20 protein-coding genes are annotated in these 18,598 nt (G+C 46.0%); 17 read left to right on the forward strand and 3 right to left on the reverse strand.

The genetic code is table 11. From position 1 onward, the window contains the following. Positions 1-64: 64 nt before the first annotated feature. The 3 genes from K0036_RS02625 (at position 65) to K0036_RS02635 (ending at position 2,224) form a co-directional block, all read left to right on the forward strand. Positions 65-691 (forward strand): hypothetical protein, encoded by a 627-nt coding sequence (locus tag K0036_RS02625; RefSeq protein ID WP_044955679.1) that lies wholly within the window; start codon positions 65-67, stop codon positions 689-691. A gap of 85 nt (positions 692-776) precedes the next feature. Further along, positions 777-1,250 (forward strand): very short patch repair endonuclease, encoded by a 474-nt coding sequence (locus K0036_RS02630; RefSeq protein WP_220430682.1) that lies wholly within the window; start codon positions 777-779, stop codon positions 1,248-1,250. A gap of 116 nt (positions 1,251-1,366) precedes the next feature. After that, the gene (locus tag K0036_RS02635; RefSeq protein WP_025645496.1) at positions 1,367-2,224 is read left to right on the forward strand and encodes a DegV family protein; all 858 of its coding nucleotides are present in this window, start codon (positions 1,367-1,369) and stop codon (positions 2,222-2,224) included. Between the two features lie 30 nt (positions 2,225-2,254). Here K0036_RS02635 and K0036_RS02640 read toward each other — a convergent pair whose 3' ends face one another. Further along, positions 2,255-3,817, reverse strand: a complete 1,563-nt coding sequence (locus K0036_RS02640; protein ID WP_220430683.1) for a BCCT family transporter — start codon at positions 3,815-3,817, stop codon at positions 2,255-2,257. Positions 3,818-4,236: 419 nt separating this feature from the next. Here K0036_RS02640 and K0036_RS02645 point away from each other — a divergent pair, with 419 nt between their 5' ends. The 9 genes from K0036_RS02645 to K0036_RS02685 all read left to right on the forward strand — a co-directional run bounded on the left by K0036_RS02645 (position 4,237) and on the right by K0036_RS02685 (position 13,366). Beyond that, a complete protein-coding gene (locus K0036_RS02645; protein ID WP_025645493.1) occupies positions 4,237-5,019 on the forward strand; it encodes an SDR family oxidoreductase in 783 nt (260 codons plus the stop codon). 74 nt (positions 5,020-5,093) lie between these two features. Continuing rightward, positions 5,094-6,335: an MFS transporter gene (locus K0036_RS02650; protein WP_155857644.1), complete on the forward strand. Its 1,242-nt coding sequence runs from the start codon at positions 5,094-5,096 to the stop codon at positions 6,333-6,335. Next, complete coding sequence (locus K0036_RS02655; RefSeq protein ID WP_025645488.1) at positions 6,336-7,769, forward strand: FGGY-family carbohydrate kinase; 1,434 nt, start codon at positions 6,336-6,338, stop codon at positions 7,767-7,769. A gap of 25 nt (positions 7,770-7,794) precedes the next feature. Further along, on the forward strand, positions 7,795-9,240 hold the full coding sequence (locus tag K0036_RS02660; RefSeq protein WP_025645486.1) for an FAD-binding oxidoreductase: 1,446 nt from the start codon (positions 7,795-7,797) through the stop codon (positions 9,238-9,240). Then, the gene (locus K0036_RS02665) at positions 9,237-10,031 is read left to right on the forward strand and encodes an electron transfer flavoprotein subunit beta/FixA family protein (protein WP_025645484.1); all 795 of its coding nucleotides are present in this window, start codon (positions 9,237-9,239) and stop codon (positions 10,029-10,031) included. The genes K0036_RS02660 and K0036_RS02665 overlap by 4 nt, the downstream gene beginning before the upstream one ends. Positions 10,032-10,049: 18 nt before the next feature. After that, positions 10,050-10,907: an FAD-binding protein gene (locus K0036_RS02670; protein WP_220430684.1), complete on the forward strand. Its 858-nt coding sequence runs from the start codon at positions 10,050-10,052 to the stop codon at positions 10,905-10,907. A gap of 89 nt (positions 10,908-10,996) precedes the next feature. Next, positions 10,997-12,112, forward strand: a complete 1,116-nt coding sequence (locus K0036_RS02675) for a glycerol dehydrogenase (protein WP_025645478.1) — start codon at positions 10,997-10,999, stop codon at positions 12,110-12,112. Between the two features lie 69 nt (positions 12,113-12,181). Then, entirely contained in the window at positions 12,182-12,742 is a 561-nt protein-coding gene (locus K0036_RS02680) for a glycerol-3-phosphate responsive antiterminator (RefSeq protein WP_025645476.1), read from the forward strand. A gap of 192 nt (positions 12,743-12,934) precedes the next feature. Further along, positions 12,935-13,366 carry a hypothetical protein gene (locus K0036_RS02685; RefSeq protein ID WP_025645468.1) on the forward strand — a complete coding sequence of 144 codons (432 nt, stop codon included), beginning with the start codon at positions 12,935-12,937 and terminating at the stop codon, positions 13,364-13,366. Between the two features lie 58 nt (positions 13,367-13,424). Here K0036_RS02685 and K0036_RS02690 read toward each other — a convergent pair whose 3' ends face one another. Both K0036_RS02690 and K0036_RS02695 read right to left on the reverse strand, forming a co-directional pair. Next, entirely contained in the window at positions 13,425-14,912 is a 1,488-nt protein-coding gene (locus K0036_RS02690; RefSeq protein ID WP_220430685.1) for a M81 family metallopeptidase, read from the reverse strand. Positions 14,913-14,940: 28 nt separating this feature from the next. Continuing rightward, a complete protein-coding gene (locus K0036_RS02695) occupies positions 14,941-15,642 on the reverse strand; it encodes a DUF819 family protein (protein WP_220430686.1) in 702 nt (233 codons plus the stop codon). Between K0036_RS02695 and K0036_RS02700 the strand changes: the two genes are divergently transcribed. From K0036_RS02700 to K0036_RS02720, 5 genes are all read left to right on the forward strand, one after another. Continuing rightward, entirely contained in the window at positions 15,631-15,933 is a 303-nt protein-coding gene (locus K0036_RS02700; protein WP_220430687.1) for a hypothetical protein, read from the forward strand. The genes K0036_RS02695 and K0036_RS02700 overlap by 12 nt on opposite strands. 186 nt (positions 15,934-16,119) lie before the next feature. Beyond that, on the forward strand, positions 16,120-16,953 hold the full coding sequence (locus tag K0036_RS02705; protein WP_220430688.1) for a DUF6179 domain-containing protein: 834 nt from the start codon (positions 16,120-16,122) through the stop codon (positions 16,951-16,953). A 21-nt stretch (positions 16,954-16,974) separates the two neighbouring features. Beyond that, entirely contained in the window at positions 16,975-17,535 is a 561-nt protein-coding gene (locus K0036_RS02710; protein WP_220430689.1) for a DUF6323 family protein, read from the forward strand. Positions 17,536-17,618: 83 nt separating this feature from the next. After that, complete coding sequence (locus K0036_RS02715; RefSeq protein WP_173693538.1) at positions 17,619-18,128, forward strand: MarR family winged helix-turn-helix transcriptional regulator; 510 nt, start codon at positions 17,619-17,621, stop codon at positions 18,126-18,128. Next, a complete protein-coding gene (locus tag K0036_RS02720) occupies positions 18,125-18,544 on the forward strand; it encodes a hypothetical protein (protein WP_025645455.1) in 420 nt (139 codons plus the stop codon). The genes K0036_RS02715 and K0036_RS02720 overlap by 4 nt, the downstream gene beginning before the upstream one ends. Positions 18,545-18,598 lie beyond the last annotated feature (54 nt).

An 18,598-nucleotide genomic window follows, 5' to 3' on the forward strand; every position in this document is an offset into this window, starting at 1 on the left:
GTTAATACTGTATTATACAAAAGCAGTGAGAGAAGTGAAGAGGCTGCTTATCGAGGAGGGTAATATGGCAAGATTTGTAAGAGATTTGGTGATAAACCAGCCGGATGATTTTGTTCATTTTATAATGAATGACTATCTCCAGAAGAATCAGTTTATAATGGCGGACTGGAAAGGCGAGCCGGCATACCGCGCGGGAGATGCCATGCTGGAAGGCTATAAATACCTGAAATGGTTCTATTCCAACGGAGCGCTTCACTTGGAGGCGTGGATAAAAGGAACGGCCGGAGGCGAATGGGACCTCGACGGATTCGTGGGATGTATGGCGAAGAAGCCTTATAAAGAGAGCCTGGAGCAGCTGTTCGTGACGCTTCAGCAGCCGGTGCCGTTGCCACAGGGAATGCAAAATCCGCAGGGAGCACAAGGGATGCCGAATCCGCAGCCGATACCGGTACATACGGTGGACAACACAAAGGCGGCCACAATGGCGCTGACGTTCGGCATATTAAGCCTTGTGTTCTGCTGGATACCGATCGTCAGCATTATATTTGCGTGCCTTGGAATATCGAGGGCGAGAATGGGCTCGGGTTCCAGTAAGGCCAGCCAGGCAAAGACGGGCAGGATACTCTGCATCGTGGGACTGGTGCTTGCGATCGTGCTCTGGATCGCCAATATAGCGATACTCTACATATAGCAAGCAAAGGCATCTGGCGTAAGGCAGGTGCCTTTTGTGATAGAAAGCGCATTCTTTACTCTAAAGCAGAATTGGGGGTAGAAAAATGGATGTTCTCAGCGAGCAGCAAAGAAGGAAAACGATGCAGCATATCAAAGGGAAGGACACCAAGATAGAAGTCCAGCTGCGAAAGGCATTGTGGGCCAAAGGATACCGGTACCGGAAGAACTATGACAAACTGAGCGGCAGGCCGGATATTGTTCTGACGAAGTATAAGATTGCCATCTTCTGCGACGGCGAATTCTTCCATGGCAAGGACTGGGAGATGTTAAGGCCCAAACTTGCCATGGGAAAGAATCCGGATTACTGGATTCCCAAGATTACAAGGAACCGGCAGCGGGATGAAGAGGTCAATAAAAAACTGCTCTTTGAGGGATGGACGGTGATACGGTTCTGGGGAAAGGATATACAGAAGAATCTGGATGAGTGCGTAAAAGCCATTGAAGAAGTCATCTTTGAAATCAAGATGGAGCCGGAGGAAATCGGCTGGGAAGATATGGAAGATGAGATTGGGAAATGAGGCGGCTTTGTGGTATACTTGATATTACAAGGCTTAATCCTTCTGGCCGTCTTTAACACCTGCATGGACAAAGGGAAAAAGTTCTTGAATAATATAAAAACCAGGGAGTGACGTTCATGGAGAATAGGACGGTCCGCATATTTGCGGACAGCACATGCGATTTGACAGAGGACTTGATTCAAAAGTATGGAATCGCCATACTGCCCCTCTGCATCGTACTGGATGATAAAAGTTATTATGACAGGACCCAGATTACGCCGGATGAGATATTTGCCTGGGCAGAGGCAAATAAAAGGACGCCAAAGACGGCGGCTATCACCTTTGAATACGCAGAGAAGATGCTTAGACCTTGCATGGAAGCGGATGAGGATGTCATCTTTTTTGGCATTTCTGAAGAAATGAGTACAACCTGCAATGTTATGCGTCTCGCGGCGAAAGAATATGATAAGGGAAGGGTGTTCGTGATAGATTCCCAGAGCCTGTCCACCGGAATCGGGCTGCAGGTATTGCGGGCCGCCGAGATGGCAAGGCAGGGAAAGAGAGCGGAGGATATCGTGACTGAGATTGAGACGGCGCGCTCCAAAGTGAAGGCCAGTTTCGTGGTGGATACGCTGACCTACCTCGCCAGAGGCGGAAGATGCTCCGGCGCAACGGCTCTGTTGGCAAATACGCTGAAACTGCATCCTTGCATCAATGTAATCGATGGCAGGATGGAAGTCGGGAAGAAATACCGTGGCAGCATGAATAAGGCATTGCTGCACTATGTAAGGGAAAAGGAAGAAGAACTTAAGAAGGCGGACGGCACGCGGGTATTCATCACGCATTCAGGGGCGTCACCTGAGATTGTGGAGCAGATCCGGGATTATCTGGCATCTCTGGGACATTTCCATGAGATACTGGAGACGACCGCCGGAGGCGTCATCTCCAGCCATTGCGGCCCGGGAACCTTGGGCGTGCTGTATTACGCAGAGTAAGCGAGGCAGTGATAAGGCGGCTGCAAATTCCTACTTATCATTTTTTATACTGTCTATATCCACCAGATTATATTTCTTGACATTGGAAGATATGACAAGTACGCAGAAGACGCCACCCAGGAGAATGAAAATATTCGGCAGCCCTCCAAGATTGGACACAAGTTTGATCCCATCAATTCCGGAAATTGTCAGCATGACGTAAGACAGGACGGCAAACATTATGCCCCACATTACCTTTAAAAATACTGGCGACTCTTGATCCTTAGGCGATATGCCAGAAGTAGATAATGCAGCGATGGAATTAGTGGTAGAATCCATAGCAGTAATCATCGAAAACATCAGCGCCGCAAAAAATAACAGTATTATAAAGGTAGAGCCAGGCATATCGCGGAAAATGGCATAGATTACGCCTTCCGCCCCTTTGGTTTCGAGGATGTGGATCAGATCAAGCTTTCCAGTAAGCTGGTAGTTTATTGCAAGATTGGAAAAAACGCCGCACCATACAATGTTGAATAGTATCGGAATGCCGAAATTAATCTTGATTAAATCTTTTACTTTATAGCCCACCCCGAGACGTGCAAGGAAACAGGCGGATATGGGAGCCCAGCTTCCGGCATAGAATACGGTCCAGCTTTTGGCCCAGGAATCTTCTGCATATGCGCCCGTAGTCAGAAGTTTGGAGGAAAGCTGCGAGAATGTGCCGCCAACTGCTTCCACTGTGCCATCTATCATAAACATGGTAGGGCCGATAATGAATAATACCCCCAGTATTGCAAAATAAATAATAACATTTATATTGGACAGCAGTTTAATACCTTTCTGTATTCCGGAGATGGAAGAGATAATAAAGCAAACAGTGACAATGGAAAGAATGATGAGCCAGGCGCCGGATCTGCTTTCCATTCCTGTTAATTCCCGGAGCGCGCCGCCCATGTTTAAAGTGCCGGTGCAGATGACGCCGAGGATGCCAAGCCCCATGGCAAACAGGAGAATTGTATCCAGTATCTGAGTAAATTTGCTGTTTTCAGTGGTTTTTATGTGAAGCCTGTCTGTAATGACGCTCAGTTGAGATGCAACAGAAAAAGGCTTTTTCATATTGAAAAAGGCAAAGGCAAACGCGATAACAGGAAGCGTGTAGAGGGAGTAAGGGTGTATGGACCAATGAAGAACCATAGTCTCCATAGCAAATTTAGCCGATTGCCATGTGTTAGGCTCCATTCCTGCCGGGGGCGCCGACATATGGTATATCGGCTCTGAGATTCCCCAGAACAGAGCGCCTGCCGCCATTGCAGTACACAGTGTAATGGTAGCCCAGTTCTTTTTGGAAAGAATCGGCTTGGCATCTTTTCCTCCCAGGATTACATTGCCTAGGGGAGAAAAGTATGCGATGGCAACTGCGGCAAGACAGAGGAAGCTTGTAAGACTGTAAGTCCACCCAAAATGCTCCAACACCCAAGTATTGGCAGTGTCTGCCATGGCATAAAATCCATCTTTATCCACAATGCTGTATACGAGCGAGCCAAAAAGGAGGATAAAGGCGGGCCAGAATGCGATCTTTCTGATTTTGCTTGTTTTTTTGATTTTTCCCATCATAACGGATTTCCTTTCTTTGGTAAATATTAAAAAACAACAAAAGATGCCCCAAACCCTTTTAAAGTTTGTGGCATCTTTCTTCTACTCAACTGATGCATTATCATTAAATTATTTAAATATTAACAGATGATATAAGACATGTCAATGCAGAAGGGCCAAAACATGAATATGCAAAGTATACAAAAATAAATGGGGCGAATTGTCTAAATAATCGAAAATCTAAATAAGGATTGACAAACAAAAGCAAAACTGGTACGATTGGGGCAAATAAAATAAATGTATCGTTAGAAGCAAAGAAAGACGAACAGGCATACTTTTAGAGTATGCTTGGTTCGTCTTTTTTTATTCTCTGCACAGTGAATATACAGGGAGGGAAGGGCCTTCACGATACCTAAATTACGCGAATGGAGGATACAGGTATGCATCAAATCAACGATTTCCACATGGGATTATTTTCACTGGAAGGAAAGAATGCGGTAGTGACAGGAGGAAACTCAGGACTGGGCCAGGCATTTTCCACAGCCCTGGCTAAGGGCGGTGCTAATGTAATGGCAGCCAGTATCGTAGATGATGACGGAGAGACGAGGAAATTAATCGAGGAATGCGGCAAAGAGTACAAATTTATCAAAGCAGATATCACAGCAGATGGAGAATGTAAAAGAGTGATAGATGAATGCGTGAACACATGGGGAAGCATTGATATCCTGATTAACTGCGCAGGGCTCAGTATTAATGTGGAAGATGTGACAAAGTATACGAGAAAAGAGTGGGATAAGATGGTGGCTGTGAATCTGACGGCAGCTTTCGAGATGACGCACGAAGCATGCAAATACATGATTCCTCAGAAAAGCGGCAAGATCATTAATATTGGCTCCTTGTACACCTTCCTGGGAGGCCAGTGGTCACCGGCTTATGCGGCAACCAAACATGGAATCGCAGGTCTTGCAAAAGCCATGTGTGATGAACTTGCACAGTTCAATATCCAGGTAAATACTATCGCGCCGGGATATTTTGCCACGAAACTAACAGAAAAGACAAGAAGCGATGCCAAGAGGAATGCAGAAATTTTGGCACATATTCCGGCTAATCGGTGGGGAGACCTTTATGATTTGATGGGAGCATGCGTTTTTCTCTGCAGCAGCGCGTCAGATTATGTAAATGGGCACGTGCTGACAGTAGATGGCGGGTTTTTGATGAGATAATGCAAAGGAAGAAGGAAAGGGACAGGTGAAAGACTTTGGAAAAAGGGAAAAAGAGAAACAAGTGGGTTACTTTTATGATTATCTGTATGACATGCGGAATTATTACAGAGCTGCCATATCTTAGATGGGCGCTGTATGAGCCGCTTAGAGAGGCACTGGGACAGAATAATACGCAGTTTGGCATGTCTATGAGTCTGTTTGGATTATTGGCAGCTATCCTTTACATACCCGGTGGATGGCTGGCAGACCGGATATCGCACAGAAAATTATTTGCGGCATCGGCAACAGGATGTGGAATCCTTGGAATCTGGCTTTCCACGATGCCATCTTTTTCTTCGACAATGATAATCCACGGTTTATGGGCGATTACCAATATCGGGATGTTCTGGCCCGCCATGACTAAGGCTGTGTCGCTTTTGGAAGAAAAAGAAGGGCAAGGCAAGATATTCGGATTGTTTGAAGGAGTCAGAGGAGTGTTCGTCCTTGTTATGTGGCTGGGACTGATGCAGGTATTTGAACGTATGGGAGGCATTCGCGCCGTTATACTCGCATTGGCCATCCTCTCTATCATCTGCGGAGTGGTAAGCTTCTTCTTTATGGCGGACAATACCGGGCAGGGAACATCAAGTGATACTTCCATAGTAAAAGACATGCTTACGGCACTTAAGACCCCGTCCGCATGGCTGGTGGCTGGCGTGATCTTTACTATATATGCCGCATATTCCTCATCCTCTTATATGCAGGCTTACGGACAGAATATATTAGGAATGTCGGCGGTGGCCGCGGGATATGTCGGGATTTTAAGAAAAGATGTAATACGTCTTGTGGCTGCGCCTTTGAGCGGCTTCATCTCTGAAAAGATAGGAGGGAAGTGTACCCTCTTGATCGGAATATTTGATATTATTTTTATTGCTTCGCTGATAGCGCTGCTTGGTATTCCGGTGGGAGTAGAATATACCATTATTACGGTTGTGATAATGGTGGTAAGTTCTTTTGCCATCTACGGCATGCGGGGAATGTACTATGCAATTATTGGCGAAATCGGAACGCCAAAGAAGATATACGGGGCGGTGGCCGGGTTTGCCATGTTTATCGGGTTCCTTCCGGACGCATTCAACTCTACACTGTGCGGGCACTGGCTGGATGCATACGAGGGAGCGCTGGGATACCGTTACATATTTATCTATATGCTCTTAACCATTATCGTCTGCCTTATACTGGTAGGGATATTGCTTCGCTATATAAAGAAGAATAAAACGCAGATTGAGGCAAATCAAAAAGAAATGATAAAGGATGCCGAAGGAGGAAATGCGTAAATGAAATACGTAATTGGAATTGACGGGGGAACCCAGAGCACTAAAGTTGGGATATATGATCTGGAAGGCCGGATTATATGCGAGGAAAAGGTTATGCTGCGTCCGTTGCTCGTCCCGGATGCAGACACGGCCGAGCATCCAGAAGATGATCTGTGGGATTCATTGGTGACGGCATGCCAGAGGCTAATGCGGAAGTTTGAAGGAAGCAAGAAAGACATTCTGGGAATTGGGCTTGGAAGTATCCGGTGCTGCAGAACTTATCTTAAGAAGGATGGAACGCTGGCATATCCGGTTATCAACTGGATGGATAAACGCCTTGCCAAGCCTTATCAGAACGATATTAAAGATATGGCCTATCTGTCCACCACCACCGGCTATCTGACGGTAAGGATGACCGGCCAATTCAAGGATACAGCGGCAAATTATGAAGGGGTCTACGGACCTTTCGACAAGAAGGAATGGAAGTGGAGCGACGATCCCCAGGACTATAAAGAATATAACATTACGAGGGAGAATTTGTTTGATCTGGTGATGCCAGGCGACCTCCTGGGATATGTGACAAAGGAGGCAAGCGAAGCCACGCTGCTCCCGGAAGGGTGCCCGGTAATTGCCACCGCCAATGATAAGGCGGCGGAAGGACTTGGGGCAGGCCTCAGAGATGATGGCTCTGTGCTGGTGTCGCTGGGAACTTACATTGGCGGAATGATGAGGGGGAAGGCATATACAGATACGGCTTCTGAATATTGGTCCAACCTGTCTGCCATTCCGTATGAATATCTTTATGAAACAAGCGTGGGCATACGCAGGGGAATGTGGAGCGTATCCTGGTTCAAGGAGCTTCTTGGAGAAGCGGCAGAAGAAAAGGCGAAAAGCATGGGAACCAGTGTAGAAGAACTTCTGGAAAGAGAAGCGAGGCTTATATCGCCTGGGAGCGAAGGACTGATAACTGTAGGCGAATTCCTGGCGCCCAATAATATGCCATACAGAAAGGCAATGTTCATCGGCTTTGATGGACGACATAAGAGGGCCCATATGTATCGCTCTATTTTAGAAGCCATAGCAATGACAATGAAGATGAGCGTGGATGCGATGTGTGAAGAACAGGGCATAAAGCCTAGGCAGGTAATCGTGTCAGGAGGCGGCTCCAACAGTCCTCTGTTTATGCAGATATTTGCGGATGTATTCGGCATCCGAAGCGTGCGCAATGTAATAAATAATGCAGCAGGACTTGGGGCGGCAATAAATGTGGCCGTTGGAACAGGCGCATATCCGGATTATGAGACGGCTATAGGCAAGATGGTAAGAATTCGGGACAGTTTCGAGCCGGATCTGGAGCATCGGGAAATATATGAAAAGATTATCAACAATATATACCGTGATATCAAAGACTATTCAGATCCGGTAAATAAAAAGATATATGAATTATTCGGTTAGAAAACAATGGAAAGAGGTAATGATAATGAGTTTATTAAGGGAAGAAATTGTAGAAGAATTAGTTAAGATTTGTGGGCCGGATCGGGTTGTGACCGACATAGAGGTACTGCAGGAAAGTTCTTATGACAGGTTCAGGAAATACGAAGGCTATAATAAAGTATTTACCAATCCGCTGCCTGCGGCCGTTGTATTTGTGCAAAACAAAAAACAGGTATCGGAAGTGTTGAGATTTGCCAATGCCAATGGAATCAACGTGGTCCCGCGTACCGGCCATTCGGCCACGGAGGGAGGGCTTGAGACAATCGTAGAAAATTCTATCGTGCTGGATGGCTCTCAAATGAAGAAGATTATTAATATAGACACTTACAACATGCAGGTGACCTGCGAGTGCGGAGTTGTACTTGAAGATTTGGAAAACAAGGTAAGGGAACTTGGATTTACAACCGGTCATTCGCCTCAGTCTAAGCCTTTGGCACAGATGGGCGGTCTGGTTGCGACAAGAAGTATCGGACAGTTCTCCACTATGTATGGTGGAATCGAAGATATGCTGGCTGGAGTGGAGGCGGTATTTCCGGATGGAACCATCACGAATATTAAGGCAGTTCCAAGAAGAGCGGCGGGGCCGGATATTCGGCATATCGTGCTTGGAAATGAAGGCGCGCTGTGCTTTATCACGGAAGTTACGGTAAAACTATTTAAATATTTTCCAGAGTATCATGTGTGCATGGGCTACACGCTGGATGATATGATTACTGGCATCCGTATTATGCATGATGTGATGTCTGAGGGATATAAGCCTTCCGTGGCAAGGCTTTACGATGCAGAAGATGGTAAGGAGCATTTCTCCCACTTTGCAGCTGGGAAGTGTGTCATCCTCTTCGTGACAGAGGGGCCAGAAAGAATCTCTAAAGCAAATGCAGAGGGAATCAAGGAAATTGTAGGAAAATATCCCGAATGTATGGAAGTTGATCACAAATTGATTGAGACATGGTTTGCGAACCTTAACTGGGATGCGGCGCGTATTGAAGAAGAGCGCAAGGAAGTCCTCGAGACAAAGAATGTATGCTGCACAACGGAGATTTCTGCAAACTGGAGCGCGGTAGAGGAGATCTACCGTATATGCAAGGAAAGGGTTGTGAATGAGATACCCGATATCACAGTATTCGGAGCGCATGCCTCCCACTGCTACTCCAACGGAATTAATCTTTACTTTGTATACTGGTATAATGTGGTGGACTGCGCGCCGGAAGATGAGATTAAAAAGTACCATCTTCCAATTAAGAAGATTATATGCGAAGAGACGATCAAGGCTGGAGGCTCTATGTGCCACCACCATGGCGTAGGCAAGCACAGGGTACACTGGATTGATAAAGAGCATGGCTCAGCGCTTTACATAGTAAAGAAATTAAAAGCGGCATTTGACCCGAATGGCGTAATGAATATTGGAACGATTCTGCCTTATAAAAAATGATGAAACTTCTGGTATGCTTTAAAATTATACCGGATCTGGATCAGATGTCGGCGAAAGATTATGAGGCGGATGTAAGGATGCAGGTGAATACTTCTTATGTCCGCACCATGTGGAATTGTTTCGACGAGAGCGGGCTGGAATTTGGATTAAGACTTTCTGACGAGGCGGAAGGTCTTAATCTGCATCTTGAGAAAACAGCGTTTACGGTCGCGGGAGAGCAGGCAGAACTCTACCTTAAGACATTGAATTCGCTTAAATATGATGAGACAGTCCGCATAGATGATAAGGGTCTTGATATACGATTCGTACCGGAGGCAATTGCGCAGGAGATTGCTCTTTATGTAAAAGAACATCCTCAGGATTATATCATCATGGGCCGGCAGGCATCACCGGGAAATAACGGACTGACGCCATACTTTACGGCGTCAGCCCTTGGCATGCGTCTGGTTCCTGATGTAGTGGATATTCATCTGCTTGAGGGAGGCAGGCTCCGGGCAGTTACGGAAGAAGGCGGAGCTCTTTATGAGCAGATTGTGGATAGGCCTGCCGTATTCAGTATTGGGAATGCAGTAATTAGCAAACTCAGAGTTCCGACTTTAAAAGATCGTATTCAATATGGAAAGAAAGAAATAAAGGTGGCAGAAGCAAAAGCCCTGGACGGATTTGCAGGTACGATACCTATTGCGCTCTCCTATATCGACAGGAAGCGAAAAGGGGAGAGGGTCAAGGAGAAAGGAAGAAAGGCCGCAGAAGAACTGGGAAGATTAATAAATGAGCACAGACGTAGTTAAAGGAAGGGAATATTGCATATGAAATGGTTGTTTGTAATATGCGCGCCGGATGACGTTTCTTATAGAAAACAAAAGAAACAATGGAAAATTATTAATTCCGCGCTTATGGATAGTTCAATAAGCATAACTGCCGTTGCCTACCGGGAGGCCTATACAGAATCTATTGCACAGGATATCTTCGAGCTTGACTATTCGGAAGGATATGATGGGGTGCTGGTGGCAGCAGGAGATTATACGGAGGACATAGCTGGCAGATATGCCGCGCTTAAAGAATGCAGATGTATTCTTGGGATATCTGGCATCACACGGGACGGGAAAGAAGCCCTCTTCTATAAATCCGTGTATCAGGCTAATATGGAAGCGGTTTTTCGGCTGGAGCCGCCATTTGCTTTAGGGCTTGCCCAGTGGAGAGACAGGGAGGTTCCTGCGTATAGCCAGAATCAGATATTTGAAAGGATTGTGCCAGAGCATTTTAAAGATGGCGCAGAGAAGACTTTGATAGAAGCTGGAGAGAAACAGAAGGAATCGGATGTTCTGCTGGTAGTGGGAAAAGGAGTACGAAGCAAGGAAGAAGTGCAAAAAATTAAGGCATCTGCAATAAGCAGAGGGTACATGTTTGGAGTCACCAGGCCGGTAGCCATGAATGGCTGGGCGCTGATCGATGAGATCGTGGGAGTATCAGGACATATCTACTCGCCGGAGGTTTGTATTACTATAGGCGTATCTGGCTCGGCCGCCTTTTATGCGGGGATTGAAAACAGTGGATTTATTGCGTCTGTAAATCATGATGAATGTGCTCCAATCATTGGAATGTCGGACGTCTTTGTGATTGATGATTATGAAAACATTTTGGAAAGACTTTTTCAGGTGCTGTGAGGAACGGAGTTATGAATAGAATGTAAAAGGAAGACGGAACCCTGGGGAATATGATATAATCGAAAATATAGAGGAAGGAGGCAGGAAAGATGGTAAATACGACTGCAAGAGCCTGGGGATCCCCGTCAAGATATATACAGGGGCCTGGGGAACTGATGCGATTAGCAATGCATACAAAGAAATATGGCAAAAAGATTTTTGCTGTGATTGACGAATACTTTTTTGAGGATTATGGAAGTAAATTAGAGTCCATGTATGAAAAGGAGGGAGCCGAATTACATAGTTTTTGCTATCATACAGAGATTACAAAGGAGCGTATTGATGAGGCGCTTGTAAAAGCATGCGAAGCAAAAGCGGAAGTTATAGTAGGAATCGGGGGCGGGAAGGCCATTGATACAGCTAAGTGCGTAGCTGCAAAGATGGAAGCGCCGCTTATCGTCATACCGACAAGCGCTTCTACGGATGCGCCGACAAGTGCAATGGCAATAATCTATAATGACAGACACGAACACGATGATGTCTACTATTTTACAAAAAATCCGGACATGGTACTTGTAGACAGCAAAATTATTGCGTCGGCTCCGGTCCGCTATCTTGTGGCAGGTATGGGGGATGCGATGGCAACTGCGTTCGAGGCGCGTGCAACCATTGCTATGGACAGCAATAATTATATTTGTCAGGAGAGCGGATGCTATCGGCGGACAAGAACCGCAGAAGTTATTGCGCAGGAGTGCCTTAAGATAATTCTGGAAAACGGCCGCCTGGCAAAACTGGCTAATGAAAAGCATCTTGTGACGGAGGCATTGGAGGCAGTTATTGAAGCAAACACGTTAATGAGTGGCCTTGGCTTCGAGAATGTAGGATGTGCGGCTGCTCATTGTATCTGCAATGGCATATCTTTGGCGCCGGGAGGGAATAAAGCGCTTCATGGAGAGAAGGTGGCATTTGGCGTCATATGCCAACTTCTTGCAGAACATGCTCCGATGGAGGAGATAGAAGAGATAATACGGTTTAATCTTAGCGTGGGGCTTCCGATAACTTTGGAAGATATGGGGATCGCTGCAAATGAGGAAATCTATAGAACGATAGCAGGAGAACCGGGCCAAAGCGAATGGCAAAGAGAGCCTTTCTACACAAACGCCGAGACAGTTGCGGACATAATCAAATGTGCTGATGAGTTGGGAAAAATGTATAAAATGCAATAGGCCAAGAGATTGCGGCACAAGGTGAGTATTCCTTGTGAAATTGGAACTGAGAAAGAAGAGGCTTGTGCAATGAAAAGGATGATAGAACTGTTTGAAGATAATCCTGTGATTCCGGGGGTTATCAGCGATGCAGATGTAGAACTGGTATTAAAAAATGAGGCGAAGATTGTCTTTACGCTTTATGGGGATATCGCTGATATCGCCAATATTATAAAAAGACTCAAAGATGGAGGAAAAACGGTTTTTGTAAATATTGACATGGTGGATGGCTTTTCCGGAAGAAATTCTGTACTTAAGTTTATGAGGCAGAATACTCTGGCTGATGGAGTTATCAGCGCTAAGGCGTCTATGCTTCGGTATGCAAAGGAACTGGGATTTTACACAGTACACAGATTTTTTATACTTGATTCTTCTGCTTATAGAAGCATAGGAAAGCAGATGGAAATTAGTAAAGCCGATTTTATAAATGTGGTGCCTGGCTGGACAAAGGTTGTAGAGTGGACGGTAGAAGAGCATAAAAAACCCGTCATTTCGGCAGGGCTGGTGTGCGATAAAAAGATAGTGATAGATAATCTGAATGCTGGAGCGATCGCAATCTGTAGTACCAATCATAATGTGTGGGAACTATAGGAGAGTGGCCGACAGTGATGAAGTACGTGGAGGCAGAACTTGAAAAAGATGACAATATCTATGCGGTCTGTGAAAGAAAACTTTTGTCTTTGCATAAAAAGAACTAGCCTCTGGAATAAATTTAGCCGATAAATGCATATTTCTCCTGAAATCCCACAGAATAAAAAGAAAAACGGAGCGAGGGATCAGGTTATGGAAAAACAGACGGTTGAATTATTAAAGGAATGCAATTCTGGGTGCAAGATGGGGATCAACAGCATGAACCAGGTTCGGGAATATGTAATGGATGAGAAACTTGCGAAGGTACTGAAAGAGTATGACGAGAAGCACAAGAAACTGGAGAAGGAAACTTCTAAACTGCTGGCAGAATTCGGGAAGGATGAGAAGGAGCCGGAAAAGATAGCGACTGCATTTTCCTGGATCAGCACGGAGATGAAACTGATGATCAAGGATGACGCCTCCCAGATTGCCAAGATCATGACAGATGGCTGCAACATGGGAATCAAAAGCCTTACGGAAAAGATCAACCAGTATTCAGACGCCTCCAGGGAAAGCATATCGCTGGCAAAAGACATTGTCAAATGCGAGGAAGCTTTCCGGGATGATCTGAAGCAATTTTTATAAAGATTAAAAATGTAGATAAAATGGTGCCAGAGTGTTGATTCTGGCACCATTTGTGATTCTAGATATCGTCCAATGGGAAGATGGGTCTTTGTATATGCTGTAAAGGCAGGGTTTCCAAATTTCCGGTACTGATCCCTGGCGGATCTACGGTGATAATATTTCCGCTGATTTTTTCAAAATATGCTTTGAAGTGCTGCGCTGATTTTACAGAGACGATATTGTATTCTTTTACGTCTATGCCTAACAGTAAGAAAATGCCATCATCCATAATTTGAAAAGCATTAGACGCAACCACGATATCAACATTTCCTTTTTGAAGGCGAACGGTCCTGCCGAAGTTCACGGGTTGTCCATGCGTCATAGGGCTCATTATATTATATTTACCGTCAGTGATGGCTTTTACATATACATCTTCAAGCGAGACAGGAGCTCCGTGGAGAGCGTCCGTTTTGCCGCCCAGCATAATATTGATCCTGGCTCCGACTCCGGCGCTGACCGCCAGAGCGACTGTCTGTGGGTCGATAATAGCACCGCAGCAAGTTTTTGGAATGTCTCGCCTGATCAATTCTCTCAGAAGGAAGGTTCCATCTCCCGGAGTTCCTGCGCCTGGATTATCAGATGCTTCATTCATGATAATGGGGCCATGGGATCTGGCAAGAAGCGCTTCTGCCAAGTCTACGCCTTGGGTTACTGTCAGGCAATCTGAGAGAAAGTCCTTACGGTTCTCCATCACATAATCTCCGATGTCATTGGCGGTTTCCTGGGCGAGTTCTTGATTCCCGTCTGTAATTACGACGACGGATGCGCCGCATTCTTCGATGTCGCTATAGGGAAACCCGTGCACGAATGTACAGGCTATCATTCCTGCAATAGTTTCTTTTTCGGAGCATTTTTCCAATAGGGTTTTCATGGGGGCTTCATCGGTACAGCCTTTGGTAATGGGAATCAATAGCGGTAATTTTTTTACATGCATTACAGGACTGATCTTTTGGTCCAGCAGATCCTTCAGGAGCTGGGCAGCCTTTTCCCCGGTCTCGTAAGTGTCTGTATGAGGATACAGTTTTGAGGGTAGCAACAGGGCTTTCGACTCGATCATCTTCCTGGTGATATTAGCATGAGGATCTAACGTTACGACGATGGGGACTTCATAACCAAACCGCCTTCTGATTTCTTCTAACACGGCGCCCTCTACGTCGGGTTTGTCCTGGGATACGCCGGCTCCGTGAAGAGCCAGGCAGAAGCCGTCGATTGGCTTGTCCGTATCGATTCCATCAAAGAATCTGTCCATCAAAGTCTGGAAGCAAGAGGCTGATATTACTCCGGATGGACTTGCAAATGTACAGAAACAAGGGGCAATTTCCATTCCCAATTCCGTACCCTTTTCCATGATTCCTGTTAAATAGTCCCGCATGCCAATTTCCGATAGCTGGAATACATCGTTCTTTTCAAACCAGATGAGGGTTCTGCGGAAATTTTCAACTTCCGTAGGATGCTTGGCCAAAGAACTGCTTTCATGCATGATCTGGCCTGCTACAATATGTTTCATAATCTTGTTCCTCCAATGCATTATTATGCTACTTAAAGATGTTTGCTGTGAAAACGGCGGCATAATTACCAATGATGTAGCCGTACAGACCTACTAAGGTGGCTGGCGCGATCAGACTAGACCAGCCTTTGCCGATAACGTATGCGGCGGCTGTCGTAGGCCCTCCCAACGCAGCATTAGATGCCGTGAAACATTCTTCAATGTTCCATTTGAATAGTTTGCCTAAAGCCATGGTTCCGCCAATATTGATCACAAACATTAATATTTTGAATCCCAGTACCACAGGAGCAAGCATGATAATCTCGCTGATTCTTGCCCCGGCGCCGATCTGTACGAACCACATCGTAATCATGATGGTTCCGATTTCCGTGGCGCCATGAATGTTTTCAAACACCTTTGGAAAAGCAGTAACCAGAATGATCGTAATGGTGGTCATAACAAGATAGATGTTCCCGAATAAAGTCTTAACGAGTCCCGGCAGCGATGAGGTATTTACTATATTGCATAAGATCTGGGTAACGGCTAATATTCCGAAAGTGATCGCCAGGCATTTCGCGATGTCAAGCAGCGATATATCATTTCGCTTCCAGAATTTCGCCGCCTGTGTCTCGCCGTCATCGACAGAAATTCCTGCTTCCAGCGCGTCTATATGTTCGTGTTTGAAATGCTTTCGGAAGATATGATTGATTTTCTGGAACCAGAAGAAGGCTTCAGCGGGATGAAAGATCAATACTTAGACGTCCTGGAGCCTGATACGATCATTCATGTCTCAGACAGAGACAGCCTGATCCGCTTTTTGAATACGACCGGCTGTTATCATATTGCAACCAAAAATATAAAGGCGTATCGTGAATTCTTATTCCATGAATCCATAAAAGCCATTCCGATCATAGACTGTCCATTTTCTCTGGAAATTGGCTGGATAAAAGAAAAGAATAGTTATTTGTCAGAATCCGGAAAGCAATTTCTTATTAAGACTCAGGAATTACTTGTCCTGGAGAACCCTCCGATCCTACAATAATAAATAGAAAGCCGGCAAATGGCCGGCGGCTTATTCGACATCTATATAAAAACTGCCAATAGACATTCTTGATCTATTGGCAGTAATTTTATGTACTTATATTACCACAAAATCGACAATTTTTCAAGTCTTGTAAGCGTGCCAGCCAGGGAGTAGAATAGGAAATCACCACAAAGGGGTGATGGAATGGATTATGAGATGGAGGAACTGATTCCTCTGGTAAAGGAACTTTGTGACAGATATACAGGGAAGGAAAGCACATCCGTGACGTATGAGGCAGCCCAGCAGCTGATGGAAGCCGTACTCTACTGTATTCATGAGACGGCAGGGGACGTGGATGCGGCCGGCGTCTCGGACGGAAGGCGGACGGCGAGAATGGCGTACGAGTATGGCTATGAACTGGCGGTTCGAAAGGTGGGACAGGCGAGAGAGTTATATAATCGGATGGCAGAAAATTTTCGAAGTTATGGGAACAAAGCCTATGAGGAGACATTTAGATGTGGAATTCCGGCATTCTTCCTATGGTATGATGTCCGGCTGAAGCCGCAAGATCATATCATTACTATGGATTATCCGGTCATGAAGAATCTGGAAGGGCTGTGCGGCATAGATGCCATATGGGAGTATCTCCGGTGCCTGGAAGCGGAGCAGACGTTCCTGGCAAGATTCCCGGAAGACTATATCCGCCAGGTGAATGTGGCGCGCTGCGCAGACTATGAGGAATACTTCATCAATCCGTGCAGGGTAATGCTCCGCCATGTCCTATGCTGTATGCTTGCGGACATTCCGGCAGATAAGAACCGGTTCGGGGAGGAGGACTATATGCGGCTGAAAGAGGAAGTGCAAAGCCAGGACCGGGAAGGCCTAAAGAGAAAACTGACGTGTCTTTTGCACGTGCTAGTGAAGCAGAAGTACTATGAGGATGAGAAACTGTCTGGGTACCTGGAATATGATATGGCAGACTTGGCCTTTGAACTTCAAAATGCTGCCAGTCATGGCTGTCTTCCAGCGGTGGTGTAGGCGGGGAAAGGAAGGCGTATAATGGAGGAATGGTTTGAACTTATGACTTTGGAAGCAAGCAGGCAGGAACTAAAGCGCGTGCTTGAATGCAACCAGGAGACGTCGAAGTACGGGCTTTGCCTGACGGAGAAAGAAGCAAGGGAACTGATGGCCTGCCGGAAGGAGACGCTAAGGGAGAGCAGGAGAGTAGAATTCGCAGCCGGAATACTCCCGGAACTGATCAAGGAGTTCTGCGATTCCCAGTTCATCCAGAGCGGGGAGTATGTGGACACTCTGGCAAGGCTTCAGGAGATATTCTATCTGTATAAGAATGAATCCATGGACGAATTGACAGATGGGGAACTGCTGGAGATTATGAAAGAGAACTTTGAACAGATCTGCTACGGAGATCTGGAATACCTGGAGACAACCTGTCTGGAACGGTTCGCGGCTGCAGTCCGGGCCGGATATGAGACGGAATTCCAGAAGAAGGAGAGGGATGAGTATACGCTTAAGAAGAGCGGGAATGAGTATGAGGAATTCTCGGAAGAGACCAGATGGGAATTTGAACTGTATAGGATAAAATTGGAAGAGTCGGAATAGAAAAACTGGTTGACAAAAGCGTAACAAGTTACTAAAATAACAATAAGTAACTTGTTACGCTTTTGGAATATGAAAGGAGAGTTATGAAAAAAGAGAATTCAGTTACATATGAGCGGATGGGAACCAGCCTTGACTGGATAAAGAAGCTGATTTTCGCGGGAGTATTTATCCAGGAGAATAAGCTGCACGCCATATTTGACCGCTACAATGAGATGTCCAGCAAGCAGTGGCTTTTGATGGCAGTGTCGGCTTCGTTTGATGCGCCGCCTGACCTGACTACGCTGGCAGGAGCCATGGGATGTTCCCGCCAGAATGTGAAGAAGCTGGCAGTCAATCTTGAGAAGGCCGGATATATCAAACTGGTAAAGTCGGACGCGGATGCCAGGGCGCTTTGCGTTAAGATGACAGAAAAAGGCATGAAGTTCGCGGAATATATGGCGGATGTCACGGATGACGTGCATGCGGCCATGTTCGGTGAATTTACGGAGGAAGAGATCCGCAAGTACTACCAGCTGTCGATAAAGCTGATGCACGGAATCGACCATCTGGAATCGTATTTTCAGAATCAGAGAAAAGGAGAAGCAGACGTATGATCAGAGTCATGTATAAGAGCAGGAAGAATAATAAGAAGGTGGCGCAGGCCATGGCAAAAGCGCTGGGGGTAGAGGCAGAGAGCATTGACGGGGCGCAGGAGGTAAAAGCCGATCTATTGTTTCTGGGGTGCGCAGTCCTGGGCGGAAACGCCCGGCCAGAGATGGAGCGGTTTGTAGAAGGACTGGATAGCGGCAGCGTTTCCAGGGTGGCGTTATTTTCATCCAATGGATATGGCACGGATCAGTTCGCCGCCTTAAGAGAGAAACTGAAGGCAAAAGGCATAGAAGTGGAAGCTGGGGCGTTTTCCTGCAAAGGAAGCGCATTTATATTCAAAAACATGGGAAAGCCGGATCAGGAAGATCTGGAGGCAGCAAAGCGGTTCGCGTTATCCGTCAGGGATGGCAGAAGGAGTTAACCAATGGTTGATTTTGTTTCCGTAAATATCGTATCATTCCATGGTGTTTTCCGG

This window comes from [Clostridium] scindens (genome assembly GCF_019597925.1).
In the GTDB taxonomy this organism is placed as follows: domain Bacteria; phylum Bacillota; class Clostridia; order Lachnospirales; family Lachnospiraceae; genus Clostridium_AP.

Bases quoted from the DNA above. Each gene is read 5' to 3' on its own strand.
- K0036_RS02625 (WP_044955679.1), top strand. From the start codon at position 65: ATGGCAAGATTTGTAAGAGATTTGGTGATAAACCAGCCGGATGATTTT.
- K0036_RS02630 (WP_220430682.1), top strand. From the start codon at position 777: ATGGATGTTCTCAGCGAGCAGCAAAGAAGGAAAACGATGCAGCATATC.
- K0036_RS02635 (WP_025645496.1), top strand. From the start codon at position 1,367: ATGGAGAATAGGACGGTCCGCATATTTGCGGACAGCACATGCGATTTG.
- K0036_RS02640 (WP_220430683.1), bottom strand. From the start codon at position 3,817: ATGATGGGAAAAATCAAAAAAACAAGCAAAATCAGAAAGATCGCATTC.
- K0036_RS02645 (WP_025645493.1), top strand. From the start codon at position 4,237: ATGCATCAAATCAACGATTTCCACATGGGATTATTTTCACTGGAAGGA.
- K0036_RS02650 (WP_155857644.1), top strand. From the start codon at position 5,094: ATGATTATCTGTATGACATGCGGAATTATTACAGAGCTGCCATATCTT.
- K0036_RS02655 (WP_025645488.1), top strand. From the start codon at position 6,336: ATGAAATACGTAATTGGAATTGACGGGGGAACCCAGAGCACTAAAGTT.
- K0036_RS02660 (WP_025645486.1), top strand. From the start codon at position 7,795: ATGAGTTTATTAAGGGAAGAAATTGTAGAAGAATTAGTTAAGATTTGT.
- K0036_RS02665 (WP_025645484.1), top strand. From the start codon at position 9,237: ATGATGAAACTTCTGGTATGCTTTAAAATTATACCGGATCTGGATCAG.
- K0036_RS02670 (WP_220430684.1), top strand. From the start codon at position 10,050: ATGAAATGGTTGTTTGTAATATGCGCGCCGGATGACGTTTCTTATAGA.
- K0036_RS02675 (WP_025645478.1), top strand. From the start codon at position 10,997: ATGGTAAATACGACTGCAAGAGCCTGGGGATCCCCGTCAAGATATATA.
- K0036_RS02680 (WP_025645476.1), top strand. From the start codon at position 12,182: ATGAAAAGGATGATAGAACTGTTTGAAGATAATCCTGTGATTCCGGGG.
- K0036_RS02685 (WP_025645468.1), top strand. From the start codon at position 12,935: ATGGAAAAACAGACGGTTGAATTATTAAAGGAATGCAATTCTGGGTGC.
- K0036_RS02690 (WP_220430685.1), bottom strand. From the start codon at position 14,912: ATGAAACATATTGTAGCAGGCCAGATCATGCATGAAAGCAGTTCTTTG.
- K0036_RS02700 (WP_220430687.1), top strand. From the start codon at position 15,631: ATGAAAGATCAATACTTAGACGTCCTGGAGCCTGATACGATCATTCAT.
- K0036_RS02705 (WP_220430688.1), top strand. From the start codon at position 16,120: ATGGATTATGAGATGGAGGAACTGATTCCTCTGGTAAAGGAACTTTGT.
- K0036_RS02710 (WP_220430689.1), top strand. From the start codon at position 16,975: ATGGAGGAATGGTTTGAACTTATGACTTTGGAAGCAAGCAGGCAGGAA.
- K0036_RS02715 (WP_173693538.1), top strand. From the start codon at position 17,619: ATGAAAAAAGAGAATTCAGTTACATATGAGCGGATGGGAACCAGCCTT.
- K0036_RS02720 (WP_025645455.1), top strand. From the start codon at position 18,125: ATGATCAGAGTCATGTATAAGAGCAGGAAGAATAATAAGAAGGTGGCG.